Raw genomic sequence first — 17,644 nt, 5'->3', positions numbered from 1 at the left:
TCAACTGCCGATCTGTACGGTCGCCGTCTCGCGACGGAGCGCGGCGAGGATGCTGAGTGCCACGACCATGCTGGTGCGGTTGTTCTGTGGAGAGGGATAGTTTTGCGAGGTCATTTCCAGCGAGACCGAATTGGCCTCGACGGTCAGAGTATGGCGCGCTCCCGGCAGCGAACCGTCGGCACGTATGTGCACCTGTGTCCTGTCCAGCCCGATCCCCGCCAGCGCCAGCGTCACCGCCACGTTGAAATGACGCGGAAAATGTCCTGCCGCCTCACGCGCGCTGCCCTCGAAGATGTCGACCGGACCGGTCTCTGCCGGTACTAGATCGATGCCTCGTTCATGGATGAAAGGCTCATGGGCAAAGGAAGCCGGGTTGATATGCGATGTCAGGGTTACGGAGGTGATTTCGCCTTCCGACGCGGCGCGGATAATATCGAGCCCCGGCAATGTGCCGCCCGCAATCTGCAACCTGGCTCCGGTCTCTTCGGCGATGTCGATCAGATCGAAGTTCACCGCAAGCGCACCGACACTCACCGCCAGCACACGACCACCAGTGCGTAAAGTCGGCTCCACCACGTCGCGGAAACTGTCATAGGTCGCACATTCGACAAGTGTGGCATCGTATTCCGGCGCTTCCGCGGCCGAAATGATCGGCACGTTCAGACCAAACCTGGCTGCGCTTTCAGCGGCCTTGTCCTTGTTACGGGCGGCGATCGCGACGATGCGTATGGCGCCCGACGGGTCCGCGGCCAGCCGTGAGGCGATTTGCTGCCCCACATTCCCGAACCCGCCCAACACGATCCGCGTCTCGCCCGCCATCCGCAGGTTGCCTCCATCAACACCTTGACTGCCAAATGTACTCTGTCATGTATACAAAGAAATATGCAAATAGAAATCCGCCTGTCCCCTTTAAGGTCCTGCCATGAGCGATTATGCCCCCGTCACCCGAAGACTCGCCGCTTTCATCGCGGAATTCGCGACCTCCAAGGTCCCAGATGAGGTGATGACCTACACCAGGACACTGGCCAGGGACGGGATCGGCGTGCTCTGCGCCGCGACGCACGAAAGCGTCACCGCCGCGCAGGGGATCGGAGGCTTTGCCGAAGAGATCGCAGGCAATGGCCCCTGTACACTGATCGGACGAGACCGCAAGGTCGATCCGGTCAGCGCGGCACTTGCCAACGGCACGCTGGGCTATGCCGCCGATTTCGAACCGCACCACCCCGAGGCGATCCTGCACCCCATCGCAGTAATGATCCCAACGGCTCTGGCGCTGGCGGAAGCAGAAAAAAGAACCGGGGCGGAAATGCTGGCAGCCGTCGCGGTCGGATGCGAGATGACCTATCGGGTTTCCATGGCGATGAACCCGCGTGAACTCTATGACCGCGGTTTCCATCCCTCCGCCGTCGCGGGCAGTTTCGGTGCCTGCGCTGCCTCCTCCTATCTGCTCGGGCTGAACGAAGAACAAACCGTCCGCGCGCTCGGTCTCGCCGCATTGCAGACCTCCGGCCTTCTTGCCTGGCAGGACGACCCCCGCGAAGATGCCCGTCCCTTCCAGATGGGTCTGGCGGCACGAAACGGCGTCATGTCGGCGATGCTGGCCAAACGCGGCTTCGGCGCGCCCGACCGCATCTTCGATGGCGGGCACAATGTGCTGAACGCCTATAGCGGCGTCGCCGATCCCGCGCCCCTGACGGACGGGCTGGGCACCGTATGGGACGGAGTCATGGAACTGGCGATCAAACCCTACGCTTCCGTTTCCTTCCTGCACCCGGCGCTCGACGCCCTTGTCGGGCTGCTGGATGACAATGCGCTGACCGCTGACCAGATTGAAAAGATAACCCTGCGCTTTGCCGAGGCCGGAGCCCATTGCGTAGATGACAACCCGCTCAAGGGGCATTCCGCGCAATACATCTTGCCGGTACGCGTTGCGATGGGACGGCTTTCATATCTCGATCTCTTCGTGGATCGACGAGAGACCGAACCGGAGGTCGCCCGCCTTGCCGCAAACGCCGAAGTGATCCGCGATACCGGCGAGTTCAACGAGGCCTTCCCGGATTTCTACATGGGAGAAGTCACCCTGACCCTGAAGGATGGCCAAACTCTCTCTGCGACGTCGAAAGTGGCACGCGGCTACCCCGAAGAGCCCCTCTCCCGCGAAGAACTCGAGCGGAAGTTCGAGGACGTCACCTCGACGGTCTGTTCGCTGGCCCGCCGCGAGGCCCTCGCCCGCGCCTGTGATGCGTTGCACGAAGCACCCGATGTCCGTGATCTCTCGGCCATACTCGCGCAGGCCCCGGATGCTTGATCTGGGCGCGACCATTGACGGGCCCCGGACGCGATGCATACAGTTTGGAATACATTATTTGACGCGAGGCGCCGGTCCATGAGCACTGACGAGAAGAACGCCGACGGCGCCCATCAAGGATCATCGTCCCACAGAGCCTACGCCCAGTTGCGGGAACAACTCCTTAGGTCGCATTTCCTTCCGGGTCAGAAAATCAACGAGGTTCTGGTTGCCAAGGAACTTCAGATCAGCCGCACCCCGTTGCGGGAAGCCCTGAACCGCCTGGTCGCGGAAGGAATGCTGATCGACCGCGAGCGCGGCTTCTCGGTCCCGGGTCTGGAACCGGAAGCGGTCTTCGACCTTTTCGAAGCGCGAGTGGAGATCGAATGCGCCTCCGTCCGCCTGGCCTGCGAGAGGGCAGAGGACGCCGAGTTGCAGGACCTGGCGGACTTTCTCGAAGGCAGCATGGCGGAATCTCCAGATGCATCCGTAGATCATCTGATCGAACTGGACATCCGCTTCCATGATACGATCGCGCTTTTGTCGCGCAACAAGGTTCTCAGGCAGATGCTATCCAACCTGAACGACCGCATCCACCTGATCCGCTGGATCGCCATGGAGGGCCGGCGCGACCGCACGCAGAGCGAGCATCTCGCGATACTCGAACTGATACGCGCCCGAGATACCGAAGCCTCGATGGCGGCGATGCGCAAGCACATCCTGCATCGCAAGGAAGACATTCTGGCCGCCGTCAAAGCCGCCTACGGGCATGTCTATACCCGAGCCTCGGCGTGATCGGCAGCTGCTTCCGATGGCTGATGAAATCTGGATCGAATTGAACTCATGAACCGTTTCATCGTCATCGGTTCGGGATCGGGCATCGGATCGGCCCTTGCCCAGCAACTGTCCGGGCCCGACACCGAACTTCTGTTGCACACAGGCTCGAATGCCGACCGGCTGGCACGCGTTGTGGATGCCTGCGAACGGAAAGGAGCGACCGTCTCTACGTGTTTGGGCCTCACTCAGGACGAAGCACTTGTCGAGAAGGTCGCCGCCTGGCTGGACCCCTTGCCCGACGGCGCTCTGAGTGGTTTTGCCTTCGCCGCGGGCTACGCGAAACTGGGAACAGTCGGCTCGACCGACCCCGCCACACTTCGAACCGCGCTCGACGCCATGCCGGTCGCCTTCCAGCGTCTGTGCAGTTGTGTCGCGCCGAAGCTGGCGGATCGGCGGGGCCGGATCCTCTGCGTCAGCGCCTTCGGTGCGCACCGGTCCAAGACCCACAGCTACGCCCCCACCGCCCCTGCCAAGGCCGCGCTCGAAGCGCAGGTGCGCACCTTCGCCGCCAATCTGGCACCACGCGGCATCACAGTGAACGCGGTCGTACCCGGGTTCATCACCAAGGAAACCGGAACGCCGTCGTCCCTGACGCCCGAGCAATGGGCGAAGGTTACTGACACGATCCCGATGGCAAGGCTGGGCCTCGCTGCCGAGGTCGCCGCAGTCGCCGCCTTCCTGCTTTCCGAATCGGCAGGCTACGTGACCGGCCAGTCCCTGCATGTGAATGGCGGGCTGACGCTCTGAGCGAGCGGCGGCTGTCGCACCGCCGCCTCAATAGAAGTACGGCAGCTTTTTCTCTTTGGCTGCACGCACCCAGGGCGGCACGAACGGAACGATCTGATCCTGCGACGGAACCATCATCTCGATGAAGCTGGCGCCGGGGTTTTCGATGGCGTCGCGTAGAACCGCCTCGATCTGATCCTCGCTGGTGATGCGCGCCGTCTGAAACCCGAATCCTTCCGCGACTTTCAGGTAATCGACGGCACCGAAATCGGTCATCCATGGCGCATCCACATCGTCCAGCAAGATCGCCTCTCCTCTGATCCAGCCGTACGTATCGTTCCGGGTCAGGATCACGGTGACGTTCTTTCCGCTGCGCTTGATGGTCTCGAAATCACCCAACACAAAGGCCAGCGAACCGTCGCCGGTGAAGGAAATAATCGGACCATCCGACGCGTAGGCGGCACCGATCCCGGCCGGGACCGAATAGCCAAGCGCCCCCATCGAATAGTTGGTGATATAACGCCGTCCGGCCTCCCGCACCGAGAGGAGAGCCGAGGGGTAAATGGCGCTGACGCCCGGCTCTGACGTGACAATCGCGTTGGTGGGCAGGATCGTGTCCAGCGCTTGCGACAGCTTCACAGGCGACACCGTTCCGGCAGGCATCGGGATGTTGGAATTGAACACCGCGTTAAGTGCGGTGCGCTTCATTTCGGTCAGATCGACCAGATCGCGGGCCACTTCCCCGTGATCGGCCTCCAGGATCTCGTTCATGTAATCCAGTGTCGCGCGCGCATCCCCGACCAGCCCCACCTTCACCGGGAAGTTGTTGCCGATATGGGCTTCCGCGATGTCGAGATGCAGGAAAGTCTTGCTCTTCGGATCGCCATAGAGCTTCCAATGGTCCGTTCCGCTCGAGTCGGTATTCGTCCCGATGAAAAAGACCGTATCCGCGTCATGGACATAGCCGTTGGAATACTCCATTCCCCCCCGCGCACCAATGACGCGAAGCGCCAGCGGATGGGTCTCCGGGATCGTCCCCTTTCCCGGCGTCGTCGTTCCCACCGGAATTTGAAGCGTCTCGGCAAGTTTTAGAACGGCGTCGGTGGCTTTTGAGATCAAAGCGCCCTGCCCGCAAACGATCACCGGCTTCTTGGCGGCCAGCAGAACGTCGATCGCTTCCCGCACCTTGCCATGGTTCGCGACCGGACGATGCGCGGGATAATGTTGATATTCCGGCTCGGCGTAGAGATCGGACAGCACCGCCTTTTCATGGAAGACATTGATCGGTACGCGGATATGAACCGGCGCCGGACGCCCAGAGGTAGCCACGCGGAACGCACGGCGCATCATAAAGGGAATGTCCTGCACCTTGCTTAGGTGGAAACTCTCCTTGCAGATGCTGGCATAGAGCGCGGTCTGATCCACGCCGGTCAGCCCGTGCTTCTTGTCCTGGTTGACCGGAATGTCCGAGCTGAAAAAGATCACCGGAACCGAACTGAGATAGGCCTCCGTGATCCCAGGCGTGCAGTGGGTCACCCCGGGGCTGGGCGCTTCGAGCACGCAGGGCCGACCGGTGACCTTGGCGTAGGATTCCGCCGCAAAGGACGCCGTCCGTTCATCGCGGGTCAGCACGTACTCGATATCTGACGCCTCCTGCCACTCCTTGTACCATCCGATGGTTGTCTCTCCGGGCAGCCCGAAGACATGCTTCACGCCGTGCAACTCCAGCATCTTAAGAATTGCCCGGGCACCCGTCATCTCTTGTTCCACCAGCATGCTCCACTTGGTCGTTTTCAGGTTTGAGTTACATTTGTATACAGCATGATGCACAATATGAAATACAATAAAGCGATTTACTCGCCCCTTGGGCTGCCCGTCTGCCGTGGATGGGCGCGCGCTCCGCTGGTGGGCTAATGGCGGCGCTTGGCCGCGAAAGCGGCGGAATGCCGGTCGGCGTCACCCTGATCGGCAAGCAGGGCGAGGATGCCGCTTGGCTCGGCTATGCATACGCCTTCGAACAAGCTTCCAATAATCGCCTCGTTCCCGAGATCGAACAATGATACGTCCCTCACGTAACACACTCGCACCCCTTGCTGCCTGCGCCTCGGGCGACATGTTCTTGTCGGAAATCCCGCGCGCCGAGTTCAGCATGCCGCGTACCAGGCTGCGACCCATGTTGGCCCAATCCGGACCTTTGGGGCTGTGAATCCCGATCAACGTGAAGATCTTGCGCCGGGCATATTGCCCCTCGGTCACGGTGAATTCGCTGTTGAAGTACACCGCGCCGGTGGAGCCGCGCGTGGCATATCCTGGACGGTAGGCATCCTGCAGAGGCAACGCTGGCTCGGGTGCTGGAGCCGTTCCCGATTGAGTGGAACCGACAAGACGCTGTTTTTGGGGGCGGCGGCACGCACTTCTAGCCGCTGCTGCGCTCTAGCAACATAAGCGCCTGGAACCTATTGGCAGTTGGCTCTGGCAGACGTCCCTTCAGATCGCTACTCTGGTCCGGAAAATCAAATCATACCGAAGGGCCACCTTGGCAACCTTCGACAATATCGGGCCGAAAACACACAATGGCAGTTGAGAAATCAGACCTCTATTCATCACTTTGGGCATCTTGTGATGAATTGCGCGGAGGCATGGATGCCAGCCAATACAAAGACTATGTCCTATTCATGCTATTCATCAAATATGTCTCCGACAAATAACCGCGCAGACCGATTGGTTCCTTGACTTCGACGAATGGCAGCTTGCGGAGTTCTGGTCCGACCTCACCGCCGCCGCCGAGACATTGAAAAAATCCAAGCGCGCGGATGTTGCTCGTATCGGCAATGAAGCTGAAGCCCTACTCGGCCGTCTACAGCGGCTTACCATTGCCAGTGCCCTCCTCGAACTTGTCCGCTTCATTGGATCTGTCCAAGGACCACTGTCGACCTTGCGGACCGAGTCAGACGAACGCATCCGCCGTCACATCAATTTCCGGCTCAACCATGATCGCGGGCTGCCGACCGACTTCGCACGCTTTCTCGATACGCTCGCTCCAGAAGAGGACCCTGAGGAAGGCGACGGCGAAGACGATGAGGATTTGTCGACGCCGCAGACCCCGGTCGCGAAGGCCTTGGCCGCACTAACGTCCAATATCAGAAGTCAGGCCGTTGCTGCCGCCTCCGGCCGGACAGCCCCGCGCGGCGGCCGGCCAACTGCATGATCAGCTCCCATTTTGCCCAGAAGCCGGGAAAGGCGGCAGGCCGGTGATAGCGACGACGACGAAGCCCATCAGTATCATGGTCAAGGGCCGTGCTGCCCGCCTCAAGCCAAGTTCCTGTGACATCACCTTCTCCGTCACTCGATATGCTCTCGCAGGCAATCTGGTTGACTCGTGGTTCGCTAGCAAATAGCCATGACCCAATCCGTTGGGGTGCCGTCATGGCTGAGAGGCGAAAGCCGACCCATCGAACCTGATCCGGGTCATACCGGCGTAGGGAACGGAAGACAGGCTTGGCACGCGCCACTTAAGCTTTTCCGTACCCCCCCACGCCATTGGCCCTTTTTTGAATGGGGGCGCGCATGGCGTTTCAAGCATTGACCATAGCGGGCTCCGACAGCGGTGGCGGGGCCGGGATTCAGGCCGACCTCAAGACCTTCAGCGCCCTGAATGTTTACGGGGCAAGCGTGCTCACCGCGATCACGGCACAAAACACCCGCGCGGTCACGGCCGTGGAGCCGGTCACCCCGGCGATGATCCGGGCACAGATGGCGGCCGTGTTCGATGATCTTGAAATCGGGGCGGTGAAGATCGGCATGTTGGGCGGGCCCGACAGTATCAACGCCGTGGCCCAGGGTCTGGCGCGCTGCATGGCGCCGGTGGTGCTTGATCCAGTCATGATTGCGAAGTCAGGCGATACATTGCTGGCCGATGACGCCGTGGCGGTGTTGCGCGCGAAGATGCTGCCATTGGCGGATGTCCTGACCCCCAACCTGCCCGAAGCCGCGCGCCTGTTGGACGCGCCCGAGGCCGGGGACGAGGCTACGATGCTGGAGCAGGGCCGCGCGTTGTTGGCGCTGGGGCCGCGGGCAGTGTTGATGAAGGGCGGGCATGGTTCGGGCGCAGACTGCGTTGATCTTCTGGTCACGCCGGATGACGTTCTCAGACTGTCGGCGCGCCGCATTGCTACAACAAACACCCATGGCACGGGATGCACCCTGTCTGCGGCCATCGCGGCGGGACTGGCACTGGGCCTCGCCCTGCCGGAAGCCGTGCGCGCCGCCCACAGCTATCTGCAAGCGGCAATTGCCGCCGCTGACCGCCTGAACATCGGTGCCGGGCATGGACCGGTCCATCACTTCCATGCGGTCTGGCGCAATGTCTGATGTCACGATCATCGGCGCGGGTGTCGCGGGACTCTGGGCGGCGCGATCCTGCCTTGCGCGCGGCCTGCGCCCCCGGCTGATCGACCGGACAGGCGCGCCCGGCCCGCATGGCTGTTCGTGGTGGGCGGGGGGCATGTTGGCGCCCGAATGCGAAGGCGCCCTGGCCGAGCCATTGATCGTGGCGCATGGGCGCAAGGCGGCGGCGCTCTGGAGGCAGGTGACGGAACTTCATGAACAGGGCACGCTTGTTCTGGCGCCCGAGCGCGACCGGGCCGAACTGGACCGGTTTGCCGCGCGCACCGAGGGGCATGTGACCTGCGACCCGGATGCCATCACGGCGCTTGAACCCGATCTGGGCGGACGACATCGGCGCGGGCTTTTCTTTACCGATGAAGCCCATCTCGATCCGCGGCAGGCTTTGGCCGATCTGGTGGAGGCGCTCGCCACATCGGGCGTCACGGTTGAAACCGGCATGGCCGAGCCGAGCGGGCTGGATGGCCCGGTGATCGACTGTCGCGGGCTGGCCGCGCGGCGCGATCTGGCGGGGTTGCGCGGAGTGCGCGGCGAAATGATCGTGCTGCGCACGGATGAAATCACGCTGACGCGCCCCATCCGGTTGCTGCATCCGCGCCATCCGCTTTATGTCGTGCCGCGCGCGGGCGGTCGGTTCATGCTGGGCGCGACCCAGATCGAAACCGGGGCACGCGGCGGCGTGACCGCACGCTCGGCGCTGGAATTGCTTTCGGCGGCCTATGCGCTCGACCCCCGTTTCGCCGAGGCCGAAATTCTCGAAATGGGCGCGGACCTGCGCCCCGCCTTTGCCGACAATGTACCGCGGGTGGTCCGGCGCGGGCGCATCCTGCATCTCAACGGGTTATTTCGGCACGGTTTTCTAATGGCTCCGGCGCTGGCCGAACAGGCCGCCGAATTTCTTTCCACAGGCAAAACGGGGGATCTTTTCCATGAAGATTGAAGTGAATGGCGAGCCGCGCGACATCGCCGCCACGGATCTGGCCAAAGCCTTGACCGAACTGGGCTGGAGCGACCTCCGCGTGGCCACTGCGCTGAACGGCACTTTTGTGCCTGCGGCGGCGCGGTGCGACACGCCCCTAGCGCCCGGCGACAGGCTCGAGGTTCTGACCGCGATGCAGGGGGGCTGAGCGATGCGCGATTTCTATGGCGTGACGTTGCAGACACCGATGATGCTGGGCACGGCGCGTTACCCCTCGCCCGCAACGATGGAGGCCGCCTTTCGCAGCAGCGGCGCATCGGTTGCCACGGTGTCCCTGCGCCGCGAACAGGGCGCGGGCCAGGCTTTCTGGGACATGGTGCGCGGGCTTGGCGTGCATCTGCTGCCCAATACCGCCGGCTGCCATTCCGCACGCGAAGCAATCACGACCGCGCAGATGGCGCGCGAATATTTCCGGACCGATTGGATCAAGCTGGAGGTGATCGGCCATGCCGACACACTGCAACCCGATCCCTTCGGCCTGCTGGAGGCGGCGGAGGCGCTGTGCGCCGACGGGTTCAAGGTGTTCCCCTACACGACCGAGGACCAGGTGCTGGCCGCGCGGCTGGTCGAGGCCGGCTGCCGCGTGCTCATGCCCTGGGGCGCCCCGATCGGGTCGGGCATGGGGCTGAACAACATCCATGGCTTGCGCACCCTGCGCGCGGCCTTTCCCGATGTGGCCATGGTCATCGACGCGGGCCTTGGCCTGCCCAGCCACGCCGCCCGGGCGATGGAGATGGGGTTCGATGCCGTCTTGCTGAACACCGCCGTGGCCGAGGCGGACGACCCCGCCGCCATGGCGCGCGCCTTTGCGCTGGGGGCGCAGGCAGGGGCCTTGGCGGCCGCATCCGGCCCGATGGGGGTGCGCGACATGGCCGCCCCCTCGACACCCCTGATCGGGAAGGCATGGCTATGACGCTGCCACGTTTCTATCCGATTTTCGACAGCGCGGATTGGGTGGCGCGCGCAGTGCCCCTTGGCGTGCGGCTCGTGCAATTGCGGATCAAGGACCGGCCGGAGCAGAGCCTGCGCGCCGAAATATCCGCGGCGCTGGAGCTCTGCCGCAGTCACGGCGCCGCGCTCGTCGTCAACGATCATTGGCAACTGGCAATCGACCTGGGTGCGGACTGGCTGCATCTGGGCCAGGAGGATCTGGATGTTGCCGATATTCCCGCGATCCGGCGCGCGGGGCTGAAGCTGGGTGTTTCAACCCATGATCGCGCCGAGCTGGACCGCGCATTGACGCTGGCCCCGGACTACATCGCGCTTGGACCGATCTATCCGACCATCCTGAAAAAGATGAAATGGACCGAGCAGGGGATTGACCGGCTGACGGAATGGAAGGGCGTGATCGGGGATATCCCGCTGTGCGCGATCGGCGGCATGACCGTCGCACGGGCGCCGGGGGCTTTTGCGGCGGGGGCCGATACGGTGGCGGCCGTCACCGACATCACCCTGAACGCCGATCCCGAGGCCCGCCTCGGCGATTGGCTGAAGGTGACCGCATGAGCCGCTATGCTCGCCAGATCGCCCTGCGCCAGGTCGGCGATGCCGGGCAGGCACGGCTTCGCGCGGCGCATGTTCTGGTGGTGGGTGCCGGGGCCCTGGGCGTGCCGGTGCTGCAATACCTTGCGGGCGCAGGCGTGGGCGCGATCACCCTGATCGACGGCGACACGGTGGCCGAAAGCAATCTCCACCGCCAGCCGCTTTACAAAATGAAGGATATCGGACGCCCCAAGGTAGAGGCCGCCGCAGAGGCCCTGGCCGCGCTGAACCCCGAGGTGTCGGTGACTGCCGAATGCGCGTGGCTGACGCCCGCCAATGCACCTGCCCTGGTGGAGCACGCGGATGTCGTGCTGGATTGCGCCGATACCTTCGCAGCCAGTTTCACCCTGTCCGATATGGCTCTTGCTGCAGGAAAACCGCTGGTGTCCGCCTCTGCACTGGGGCTGTCGGGCTATGTCGGCGGCTTCTGCGCCACGGCGCCATCCCTGCGGGCGGTGTTTCCCGATCTGCCGCAAACCGCCACGACCTGCGCCACCGCCGGTGTGCTCGGCCCGGTGGTGGCGGCAATGGGGGCCATGCAGGCGCAGATGGCGCTGGCAATCCTGCTGGAATTAGCTCCCTCGCCCCTGGGGCAGATGATGGTCTGGGATGCCACAAACTGGCGCATGTCCGGCTTTCGCTTCGACGCGGCACCCGAACCGGCCTCCCCCGCCCGCTTTATCGCCACCGGTCAGATCACGCCCTCCGATCTCGTGATCGACCTGCGCTCCGAGGCCCCGGCCCCGTTTCGGGACGCCGCGCTGCATCTGTCGTCCGATGCGCTTTCCGAGCTGGCGCTGCCCGACGACGGCGCGCGCGTCGTGCTGGCCTGCCGGACCGGTCTGCGCGCCTATCACGCCGCCACCGCCCTGCGCCATCGCTGGGACGGAGACATCGCGCTTGTCGCGCTCCCCGACTGTTGAACCCGATCAGACCTGGAGGTTTTCCATGAAACACATTCTCGCCGCCCTCGCCCTTGGCCTCATCGCCACCCCGGTCCTGTCCCAGGACCGGCTGACAGTGATGCTGGATTGGTTCGTCAATCCCGATCACGGGCCGATCATCCTGGCCGAGGAGATGGGTTATTTCGCCGATGCCGGCCTGGAGGTCGAGATCGTCACCCCCGCCGATCCCAACGATCCGCCGCGCATGGCGGCGGCGGGGCGTGTCGATCTGGCGGTGAGCTATCAACCCGAACTGCATCTGAACCGCCGCGAAGGTCTGGATCTGGTGCGGGTCGGCACCCTGATCGAAACGCCGCTGACCTGCCTTGTCGTGCGTGCCGACGGGCCCGTGCAATCGCTTGCGGATCTGGCCGGGCGCAAGGTGGGCTTTGCCGTGGCCGGTGTGCAGGAAATGCTGCTGGCGGCCATGCTGGACCACAACGGCCTGTCTGTCGGTGACGTGGAACAGATCAACATCGGCTGGTCGATTTCGCCCGCGCTGATGTCCGGACAGGTCGATGGCGTGATTGGCGCGTTCCGCAACTTCGAGCTGAACCAGATGGAGATCGAGGGCCATGAAGGGCGTTGTTTCTATCCCGAGTCCGAGGGTGTGCCCTCCTATGACGAACTGATCTACGTGGCCCGCGCCGACGGGCTGGACCGCGACACGATTGCGCGCTTCCTGCTGGCCACCGAACGCGCGACGGCCGATATACTGAACGATCCCGAGGCGGCGGGCGAGAGATTCTTCGCCTCCAGCGCCGAGCTGCGCAACGAATTGAACACCCGCGCCTGGGGCGATACCTGGCCGCGTTTCGCCACCCGCCCGGCCGCGGTGGATCACGGGCGCTATGACCGGTTCGAGGCGTTTCTGGTGGCGCAGGGCGCCGTGAATACCGCCATTCCCGCAGCCGATCTGGTGGTCGATGTCACCGCGCAGGCGGCGCAATGACCGGCCCCGACTATGGGCGCGCCTTCGGCCTGTGGCGCGCGGGCACGGGACAGGCTTGGGTCGACTATACCCATCACGCCTTCGTCGAAGGCCTGCGCGACGGGAGCCTGCCGCAGCAAAGCTACCTGCACTACCTCCGCCAGGACTATGTTTTCCTGATCCATTTCGCCCGCGCTTGGGCGCTGGCGGCGGCCAAGGCCGAGACCCTGGATGAAATGGCCGCAGCCAGCGCCACGGTCCACGCGCTGGTGCATGTGGAAATGCCGCTGCATGTGCAGACCTGTTCAAAGCACGGCATCGACCGCGCCGCGCTGGAGGCCACGCCCGAGGCGCCGGGCAACCTCGCCTATACCCGCTATGTGCTGGAGGCGGGCTATTCCGGCGATTTCCTCGATCTGCTTGCCGCGCTCGCCCCCTGCGTTCTGGGCTATGGCGAGATCGGACGGCGGCTGGAAGGCAGCACCGGACCCTATGCGGATTGGTGCGCGACATATGCAGGAGCGGACTATCAGGCGCTGTGCCACGAGGTCGGCACGCTGATCGACGGGGCGCTCCTGCGTCGTCTGGGGCCGGGCTGGATGGATCTGCCGCGCGCCGAAACGCTTCAGGCCAGGTTCGCCACTGCGACGCGCCTTGAGATCGGGTTCTGGGACATGGCAAGCGCGCCCGCACCGCGATGACCGCCCCTGCGATTCACCTGTCAGGCGCATTATGGGCCGGAGGCGCAGAGATGATCGACACCTTCGATCTCACCTTGCCCGCCGAACGCTGGAGCGTGCTTCTGGGCCCGTCCGGGGTCGGCAAGACATCGCTGCTGCGCTTGATCGCCGGGCTGCCCTGCGCGGCCCGGCTGGACGGGCGGATCGCCGCAAGCGACGGCGCCCCTCTCGCCCCCCGCGTGGCGATGATGGCACAGGACGATCAGCTTTTGCCCTGGGCCAGCGCGCTGGATAACGTCATGATCGGCGCGCGCCTGCGCGGGGACCGCCCGCAGCGCGACCTGGCGCGCGGATTGCTTGTCGATGTCGGCCTGGGAGACCGAGCAGCCCGCAAACCCGCGCAACTTTCGGCGGGCCAGCGTCAGCGCGTAGCGCTCGCACGCACGCTTTACGAAGATCGCGCCGTCGTTCTGCTGGACGAACCCTTCTCGGCGCTGGATGTTCTGACGCGCCACAGGATGCAGGACATGGCGGCGCGGCTGCTGCATGGGCGCACGGTGGTTCTGATCACCCACGACCCCGCCGAGGCGATCCGGCTGGCCGACCGGGCATGGATCGTCTCGCGCAAGGGCATCGCGCCATGCGGCTTGCCCGACGATATCCCGCCCCGCGCACCCGAAGCTGCGGCGACCCTCGCCGCACAAGCCGCGCTGTTGCAGCGGATGCGCCGGTTTTGCGCCCCCAGGGCCGCCTGATGCGAAGCGTGGGACGCAGGTTCTGGCGTGGCACGACAGCTTTTCTGGTCGCAATCGCCCTTTGGCAGGCCGTGGTCGGTCTGACCGGCGTGCCGCGCTTTATCCTGCCGGGGCCGGGTCTTGTCGCGCAGGCGCTCTGGGACAATGGCGCACTGATCTGGGAGAATGCTCTGTGGTCGGCGGGCAATCTCGGGCTTGGGCTTGTCATCGGCATCGTGTTGGGGGTGGAGACGGCCCTGCTGCTGACGCTGTCGCGACGGGCGCGGTGGCTGTTGCGCCCCATGCTGGTGGTGGCGCAAGCGGTTCCCGTGTTTGCGCTGGCGCCGGTGATCACGCTCTGGATGGGATACGGCATGCCGTCCAAGATCGTGACCATCGCCCTCGTAACTTATTTCCCGGTAGCCTCTGCCTTGTTCGACCGCCTGATGGCGCTGCCCACAGGCCTTGCCGACCTGTCCCACCTTGCAGGGGCCGAACGCTGGCGCGAAACGCTCCTGTTGCGCCTGCCCCATGCTGTGCCGGGGCTGATCACGGGCTTGCGGCTGGCGGTGGTCTATGGCCCGCTGGCCGTTCTGATCGGCGAATGGGTCGGTTCGTCGCAAGGGCTTGGCCACCTGATGTTGATGGCCAATGGCCGGGGCCAGACCGCCCTGATGTTTGCCGCGCTGTTCGTGCTTGCCACACTGTCTCTCGCGCTCTGGGTCATCGTCGAGGCGCTTTCCCGATGGTCGGTGAGGCGGCTTTCGTCGGCCTGATAGGATCTGTCGATGTCATCGCTTGGCGACTGCGGTGGTTCCCGACCTTCATATAGGTGGACGGGTCCGGAAACTGGCTCTCGCCGTCCGGTTGGATTCTTCTGACGGCACTGTCATTCGGGTCACGTCCGTCAAGGTGGTGTAATTTTAGGGGTGTCCTGGCAGCGGTTCCCTTCGATCATCATCATTGACATCTGCCCTTGCAGTGTCCGGCGCCGCCCAACGGTAACGCCGGTATTCAGATCGGGCCGCCGGTGCGGCCCTGTAGACCTCTCCCCTTTCGCGGTCGGTTTTTGCGAACCGCGGGACCATCTTTGGAGAAACGGTCGTTTTGAACCTTGTACATGAAGAGTTCTGAGTCTCTGCCAGATTGCAAATGAGACTGCACACGGTTGTTCCGGCCCGTCAGAGCAGCCAGAAAGACAAGCGCACGTCTCCATGGCGCCCTCGGACCGAATGAGTGGCGGAGTGATTCACGGGCAACGGCAACGGTTCGCTGAGACAGGCGATGAAGTCACTTGTCGCCGCGATTGTCGCGGATTCGGACTTGGCAACTTCGAGAAGGCGGCTACAGAGATTTACGCTGTCGCCGGTGATCGTGAGCTGCTGCTGAAGGTCGCCGCCCAAACGTGACAGGACGACCGCCCCCCAATGCAATCCTATCCGGCAGCTCAAAGGGCGCGCGAACCCTTCGGCCGTCCCGAGCGCATGGATTTGCCGCGCCATAGCTATGGCCGCTTGCAACGCCTTGTCCGCAGGGTTGCCGGATGGCTCGAACATGCCAAACACCAGAAGCGCACCGTCTCCCATGAAGTTCAGAACAATGCCATCCCGCGATTCAACTGTTTGTTCCAGAAATATGTGGAACTTCTTCAGAAAGGCTTCGGAGTCTTCCGGCCCCAAATCCTGCGAGATCTGGGTAAATCCCGTCAGATCGACAAATGACACCACCAAATTGCGGGTCTCCGGCACCAGCAAGAAGTCCGGGTCTTGGGTGATACGGTCGCCCAATGCCGGAGATTGAAATTTCTTCAGCGCCGAAACCGCCCTGTCCGAGCGTGCCGCCCGACGTTTTTCATATGTGTAGCGGAGCATCCCTGCCAGCGCCGAAGGGAGACCGGCGCTTGCCAGAGGCAGCGCTGCGCTCAACCAGATGCCAAGGCCAAAAACCAGCCAAACGACCGCTACCCACAGCGCCAGAACGCCCGCGGCCAGAGGAACGCCGATTGACAGTGGCAGCAGCAGCGCCGGGACGACACAGATCATTGCCAGCAGGATGGCAGACACCACGTCAAGGCGCCGGACCATATCGTCACGACGCAGCAAGTCGCCGCCGACGAGCTGAGAGACCGCGGTCGCCATGACTTCGACCCCCGGCAGGTCGGGATCGAACGGTGTCGGGAACCGATCCCCAAGCCCGGTCGCTGTCACACCGAGAATGACCACCTTTCCGGAAAGGTCCATTGAAGCGGATTCAGCGAGAATATCCATTGCCGGGATGGTGGTGACGGTTCCTGTAGGGCCGGCCAGCCGCAACGGCATCTGCAACCCGATATCCAGCGGAATGACCCGCTCACCCAGCGTCAGCGCCGTGGTCGACAAACTCGGCGTATCGCCTGTGAACAAGGCTGCGGTTTGGACGACGAACGAGGGTTGGAGGCCTCGGGACGTCATGAAAGCCATCGGCACATGCCGCGGCGTGCCAGAATGATCGGTCGAAATATTGACGATACCCACATCGGAGAGATCCGTGAACATGGGTTGTGGCCAAAGCAAATCCTGAACGACCGGAATCCCCTGCCCTGCCGGATCGGGGGCAAAGCTGCCAGCCGCGGCGATGACTGTTGGCCGGTTTCCCAGCGCGGCGGCGAGCGCCCGATCCCCCGAAGAACTTCCCGTGTCGGTCAGCAGGATGTCCACCCCAACCACCGACGCACCTGCCGCCGCAATTGCATCGATGATTTCCGCCAGAGTCTGACGGCCCTGTCCCAACGGGTTCGCGACCGCTAGCGTGGCATCATCTATGGCAACGATGACCACGTTGTCCGGACGTTCGATTGCCCCGAAGGTTGAAAACCGCAGATTGACCAGCGCTGTTTCCAGCGGGTCGAGAAGGCTGGATAGGCCCGCGCGGTGTGGCATTGCGATCGTCGCAGCCCAGACTGCGGCACAAATCGCGGCAACCGCACCCAGGATCAGCCGCCGTCTGTTTGGCTGCCTCACCGCCCGAAACGTGACAGCAGTTCGCGAACCCGCGAGTCGCCCCAGGTCTTGACCTCCAGAGCCTGCCCCGGAGCAACGTCAACGCCCTGCCCCGCGCCCAGGTCCACCGATCCGCCCGACCCGCGCAGATGGCGCACATTGACCACGCCGCGCAGGACGAAAACCGCCGTCGATTCCGATTGGATATCCAGCGCATAGACGGTTCCACGCACCGCCGCGATCGCGTGCGGCGTCCGGATTTGCGGGGCAGCTCCACCCGGCTCCACGTCGATCAGAATCGTGCCCTGGGTCAGCGTCACGCGTTCCGCATGACCGTCACGATTGGTGACGATGCCCATCTTTGTCGCGGCGTCCATCTCGATCACGAGATTTCCGGCACAGCTGAGCACATAGCGGTCGGGATCGGAAACGGCGGTCAGAGCGCAGTTGTCCGGCATCTGCGCACCAGCCTGCGCCACCTGGAACGCCAGCAGCAGCAAGACAATGATCGTTCGTGCAAAAATCATGGCAAACAACCTGTCATTTGAAGAGCAGAAAATTTGGTCAATTGCGCACAGGATAGCACATACCAGCGGGCTTCA

Annotated in this window: 20 protein-coding genes and 1 riboswitch; of the genes, 16 read left to right on the top strand and 4 right to left on the bottom strand. The window is 63.6% G+C overall.

What is annotated here, in order from left to right; translation table 11 throughout:
- Positions 1-819: an aspartate dehydrogenase domain-containing protein gene (locus QO034_RS14620; protein WP_284486273.1), complete on the bottom strand. Its 819-nt coding sequence runs from the start codon at positions 817-819 to the stop codon at positions 1-3.
- Between the two features lie 103 nt (positions 820-922).
- On the opposite strand from QO034_RS14620, the gene QO034_RS14615 reads away from it, so the two are divergent.
- The 3 genes from QO034_RS14615 to QO034_RS14605 all read left to right on the top strand — a co-directional run bounded on the left by QO034_RS14615 (position 923) and on the right by QO034_RS14605 (position 3,871).
- Positions 923-2,308: an MmgE/PrpD family protein gene (locus QO034_RS14615; protein ID WP_284486272.1), complete on the top strand. Its 1,386-nt coding sequence runs from the start codon at positions 923-925 to the stop codon at positions 2,306-2,308.
- Between the two features lie 78 nt (positions 2,309-2,386).
- Positions 2,387-3,082 carry a GntR family transcriptional regulator gene (locus QO034_RS14610; protein ID WP_284486271.1) on the top strand — a complete coding sequence of 232 codons (696 nt, stop codon included), beginning with the start codon at positions 2,387-2,389 and terminating at the stop codon, positions 3,080-3,082.
- Positions 3,083-3,130: 48 nt separating this feature from the next.
- A complete protein-coding gene (locus QO034_RS14605; protein ID WP_284486270.1) occupies positions 3,131-3,871 on the top strand; it encodes an SDR family NAD(P)-dependent oxidoreductase in 741 nt (246 codons plus the stop codon).
- Between the two features lie 27 nt (positions 3,872-3,898).
- On the opposite strand, the gene QO034_RS14600 is transcribed toward QO034_RS14605, so the two are convergent.
- Positions 3,899-5,608: a thiamine pyrophosphate-binding protein gene (locus tag QO034_RS14600; RefSeq protein WP_284486269.1), complete on the bottom strand. Its 1,710-nt coding sequence runs from the start codon at positions 5,606-5,608 to the stop codon at positions 3,899-3,901.
- A gap of 155 nt (positions 5,609-5,763) precedes the next feature.
- On the opposite strand from QO034_RS14600, the gene QO034_RS14595 reads away from it, so the two are divergent.
- The 13 genes from QO034_RS14595 to QO034_RS14535 all read left to right on the top strand — a co-directional run bounded on the left by QO034_RS14595 (position 5,764) and on the right by QO034_RS14535 (position 14,840).
- A complete protein-coding gene (locus QO034_RS14595) occupies positions 5,764-5,910 on the top strand; it encodes a hypothetical protein (RefSeq protein WP_284486268.1) in 147 nt (48 codons plus the stop codon).
- Positions 5,911-6,423: 513 nt separating this feature from the next.
- Positions 6,424-6,558 carry a type I restriction-modification system subunit M N-terminal domain-containing protein gene (locus QO034_RS14590; protein WP_284486267.1) on the top strand — a complete coding sequence of 45 codons (135 nt, stop codon included), beginning with the start codon at positions 6,424-6,426 and terminating at the stop codon, positions 6,556-6,558.
- Between the two features lie 83 nt (positions 6,559-6,641).
- Positions 6,642-7,058, top strand: a complete 417-nt coding sequence (locus QO034_RS14585; RefSeq protein ID WP_284486266.1) for a hypothetical protein — start codon at positions 6,642-6,644, stop codon at positions 7,056-7,058.
- Positions 7,059-7,254: 196 nt separating this feature from the next.
- Positions 7,255-7,352, top strand: a riboswitch (TPP riboswitch).
- A gap of 65 nt (positions 7,353-7,417) precedes the next feature.
- Positions 7,418-8,221 carry a bifunctional hydroxymethylpyrimidine kinase/phosphomethylpyrimidine kinase gene (gene thiD / locus QO034_RS14580; RefSeq protein WP_284486265.1) on the top strand — a complete coding sequence of 268 codons (804 nt, stop codon included), beginning with the start codon at positions 7,418-7,420 and terminating at the stop codon, positions 8,219-8,221.
- Positions 8,214-9,194, top strand: coding sequence for an FAD-dependent oxidoreductase (locus tag QO034_RS14575; protein ID WP_284486264.1), 981 nt, complete (start codon positions 8,214-8,216; stop codon positions 9,192-9,194). The genes thiD and QO034_RS14575 overlap by 8 nt, the downstream gene beginning before the upstream one ends.
- Positions 9,184-9,381 carry a sulfur carrier protein ThiS gene (gene thiS, locus QO034_RS14570; RefSeq protein WP_284486263.1) on the top strand — a complete coding sequence of 66 codons (198 nt, stop codon included), beginning with the start codon at positions 9,184-9,186 and terminating at the stop codon, positions 9,379-9,381. The genes QO034_RS14575 and thiS overlap by 11 nt, the downstream gene beginning before the upstream one ends.
- Before the next feature lie 3 nt (positions 9,382-9,384).
- Positions 9,385-10,146, top strand: coding sequence for a thiazole synthase (locus tag QO034_RS14565; RefSeq protein ID WP_284486262.1), 762 nt, complete (start codon positions 9,385-9,387; stop codon positions 10,144-10,146).
- Positions 10,143-10,739, top strand: a complete 597-nt coding sequence (locus QO034_RS14560; protein ID WP_284486261.1) for a thiamine phosphate synthase — start codon at positions 10,143-10,145, stop codon at positions 10,737-10,739. Before QO034_RS14565 ends, QO034_RS14560 begins: the two co-directional genes overlap by 4 nt.
- Positions 10,736-11,698, top strand: coding sequence for a HesA/MoeB/ThiF family protein (locus QO034_RS14555; RefSeq protein ID WP_284486260.1), 963 nt, complete (start codon positions 10,736-10,738; stop codon positions 11,696-11,698). The genes QO034_RS14560 and QO034_RS14555 overlap by 4 nt, the downstream gene beginning before the upstream one ends.
- A gap of 25 nt (positions 11,699-11,723) precedes the next feature.
- Positions 11,724-12,671 (top strand): ABC transporter substrate-binding protein, encoded by a 948-nt coding sequence (locus QO034_RS14550; RefSeq protein ID WP_284486259.1) that lies wholly within the window; start codon positions 11,724-11,726, stop codon positions 12,669-12,671.
- Positions 12,668-13,351 (top strand): TenA family protein, encoded by a 684-nt coding sequence (locus tag QO034_RS14545; protein WP_284486258.1) that lies wholly within the window; start codon positions 12,668-12,670, stop codon positions 13,349-13,351. The genes QO034_RS14550 and QO034_RS14545 overlap by 4 nt, the downstream gene beginning before the upstream one ends.
- A gap of 50 nt (positions 13,352-13,401) precedes the next feature.
- Positions 13,402-14,085 (top strand): ABC transporter ATP-binding protein, encoded by a 684-nt coding sequence (locus QO034_RS14540; RefSeq protein ID WP_284486257.1) that lies wholly within the window; start codon positions 13,402-13,404, stop codon positions 14,083-14,085.
- Positions 14,085-14,840, top strand: a complete 756-nt coding sequence (locus QO034_RS14535; protein WP_284486256.1) for an ABC transporter permease — start codon at positions 14,085-14,087, stop codon at positions 14,838-14,840. Before QO034_RS14540 ends, QO034_RS14535 begins: the two co-directional genes overlap by 1 nt.
- Positions 14,841-15,245: 405 nt before the next feature.
- Here the strand turns inward: QO034_RS14535 and QO034_RS14530 are convergent, their stop codons facing one another.
- Positions 15,246-16,982, bottom strand: coding sequence for a CHASE2 domain-containing protein (locus tag QO034_RS14530; RefSeq protein WP_284486255.1), 1,737 nt, complete (start codon positions 16,980-16,982; stop codon positions 15,246-15,248).
- Positions 16,983-17,059: 77 nt separating this feature from the next.
- Entirely contained in the window at positions 17,060-17,569 is a 510-nt protein-coding gene (locus QO034_RS14525) for a FecR family protein (protein WP_284486254.1), read from the bottom strand.
- Between the last annotated feature and the right edge of the window lie 75 nt (positions 17,570-17,644).

This window comes from Sedimentitalea xiamensis (assembly GCF_030164465.1).
GTDB classification, from domain to species: domain Bacteria; phylum Pseudomonadota; class Alphaproteobacteria; order Rhodobacterales; family Rhodobacteraceae; genus Sedimentitalea; species Sedimentitalea xiamensis.
This window is presented reverse-complemented; position numbering and strand designations above follow the sequence as displayed.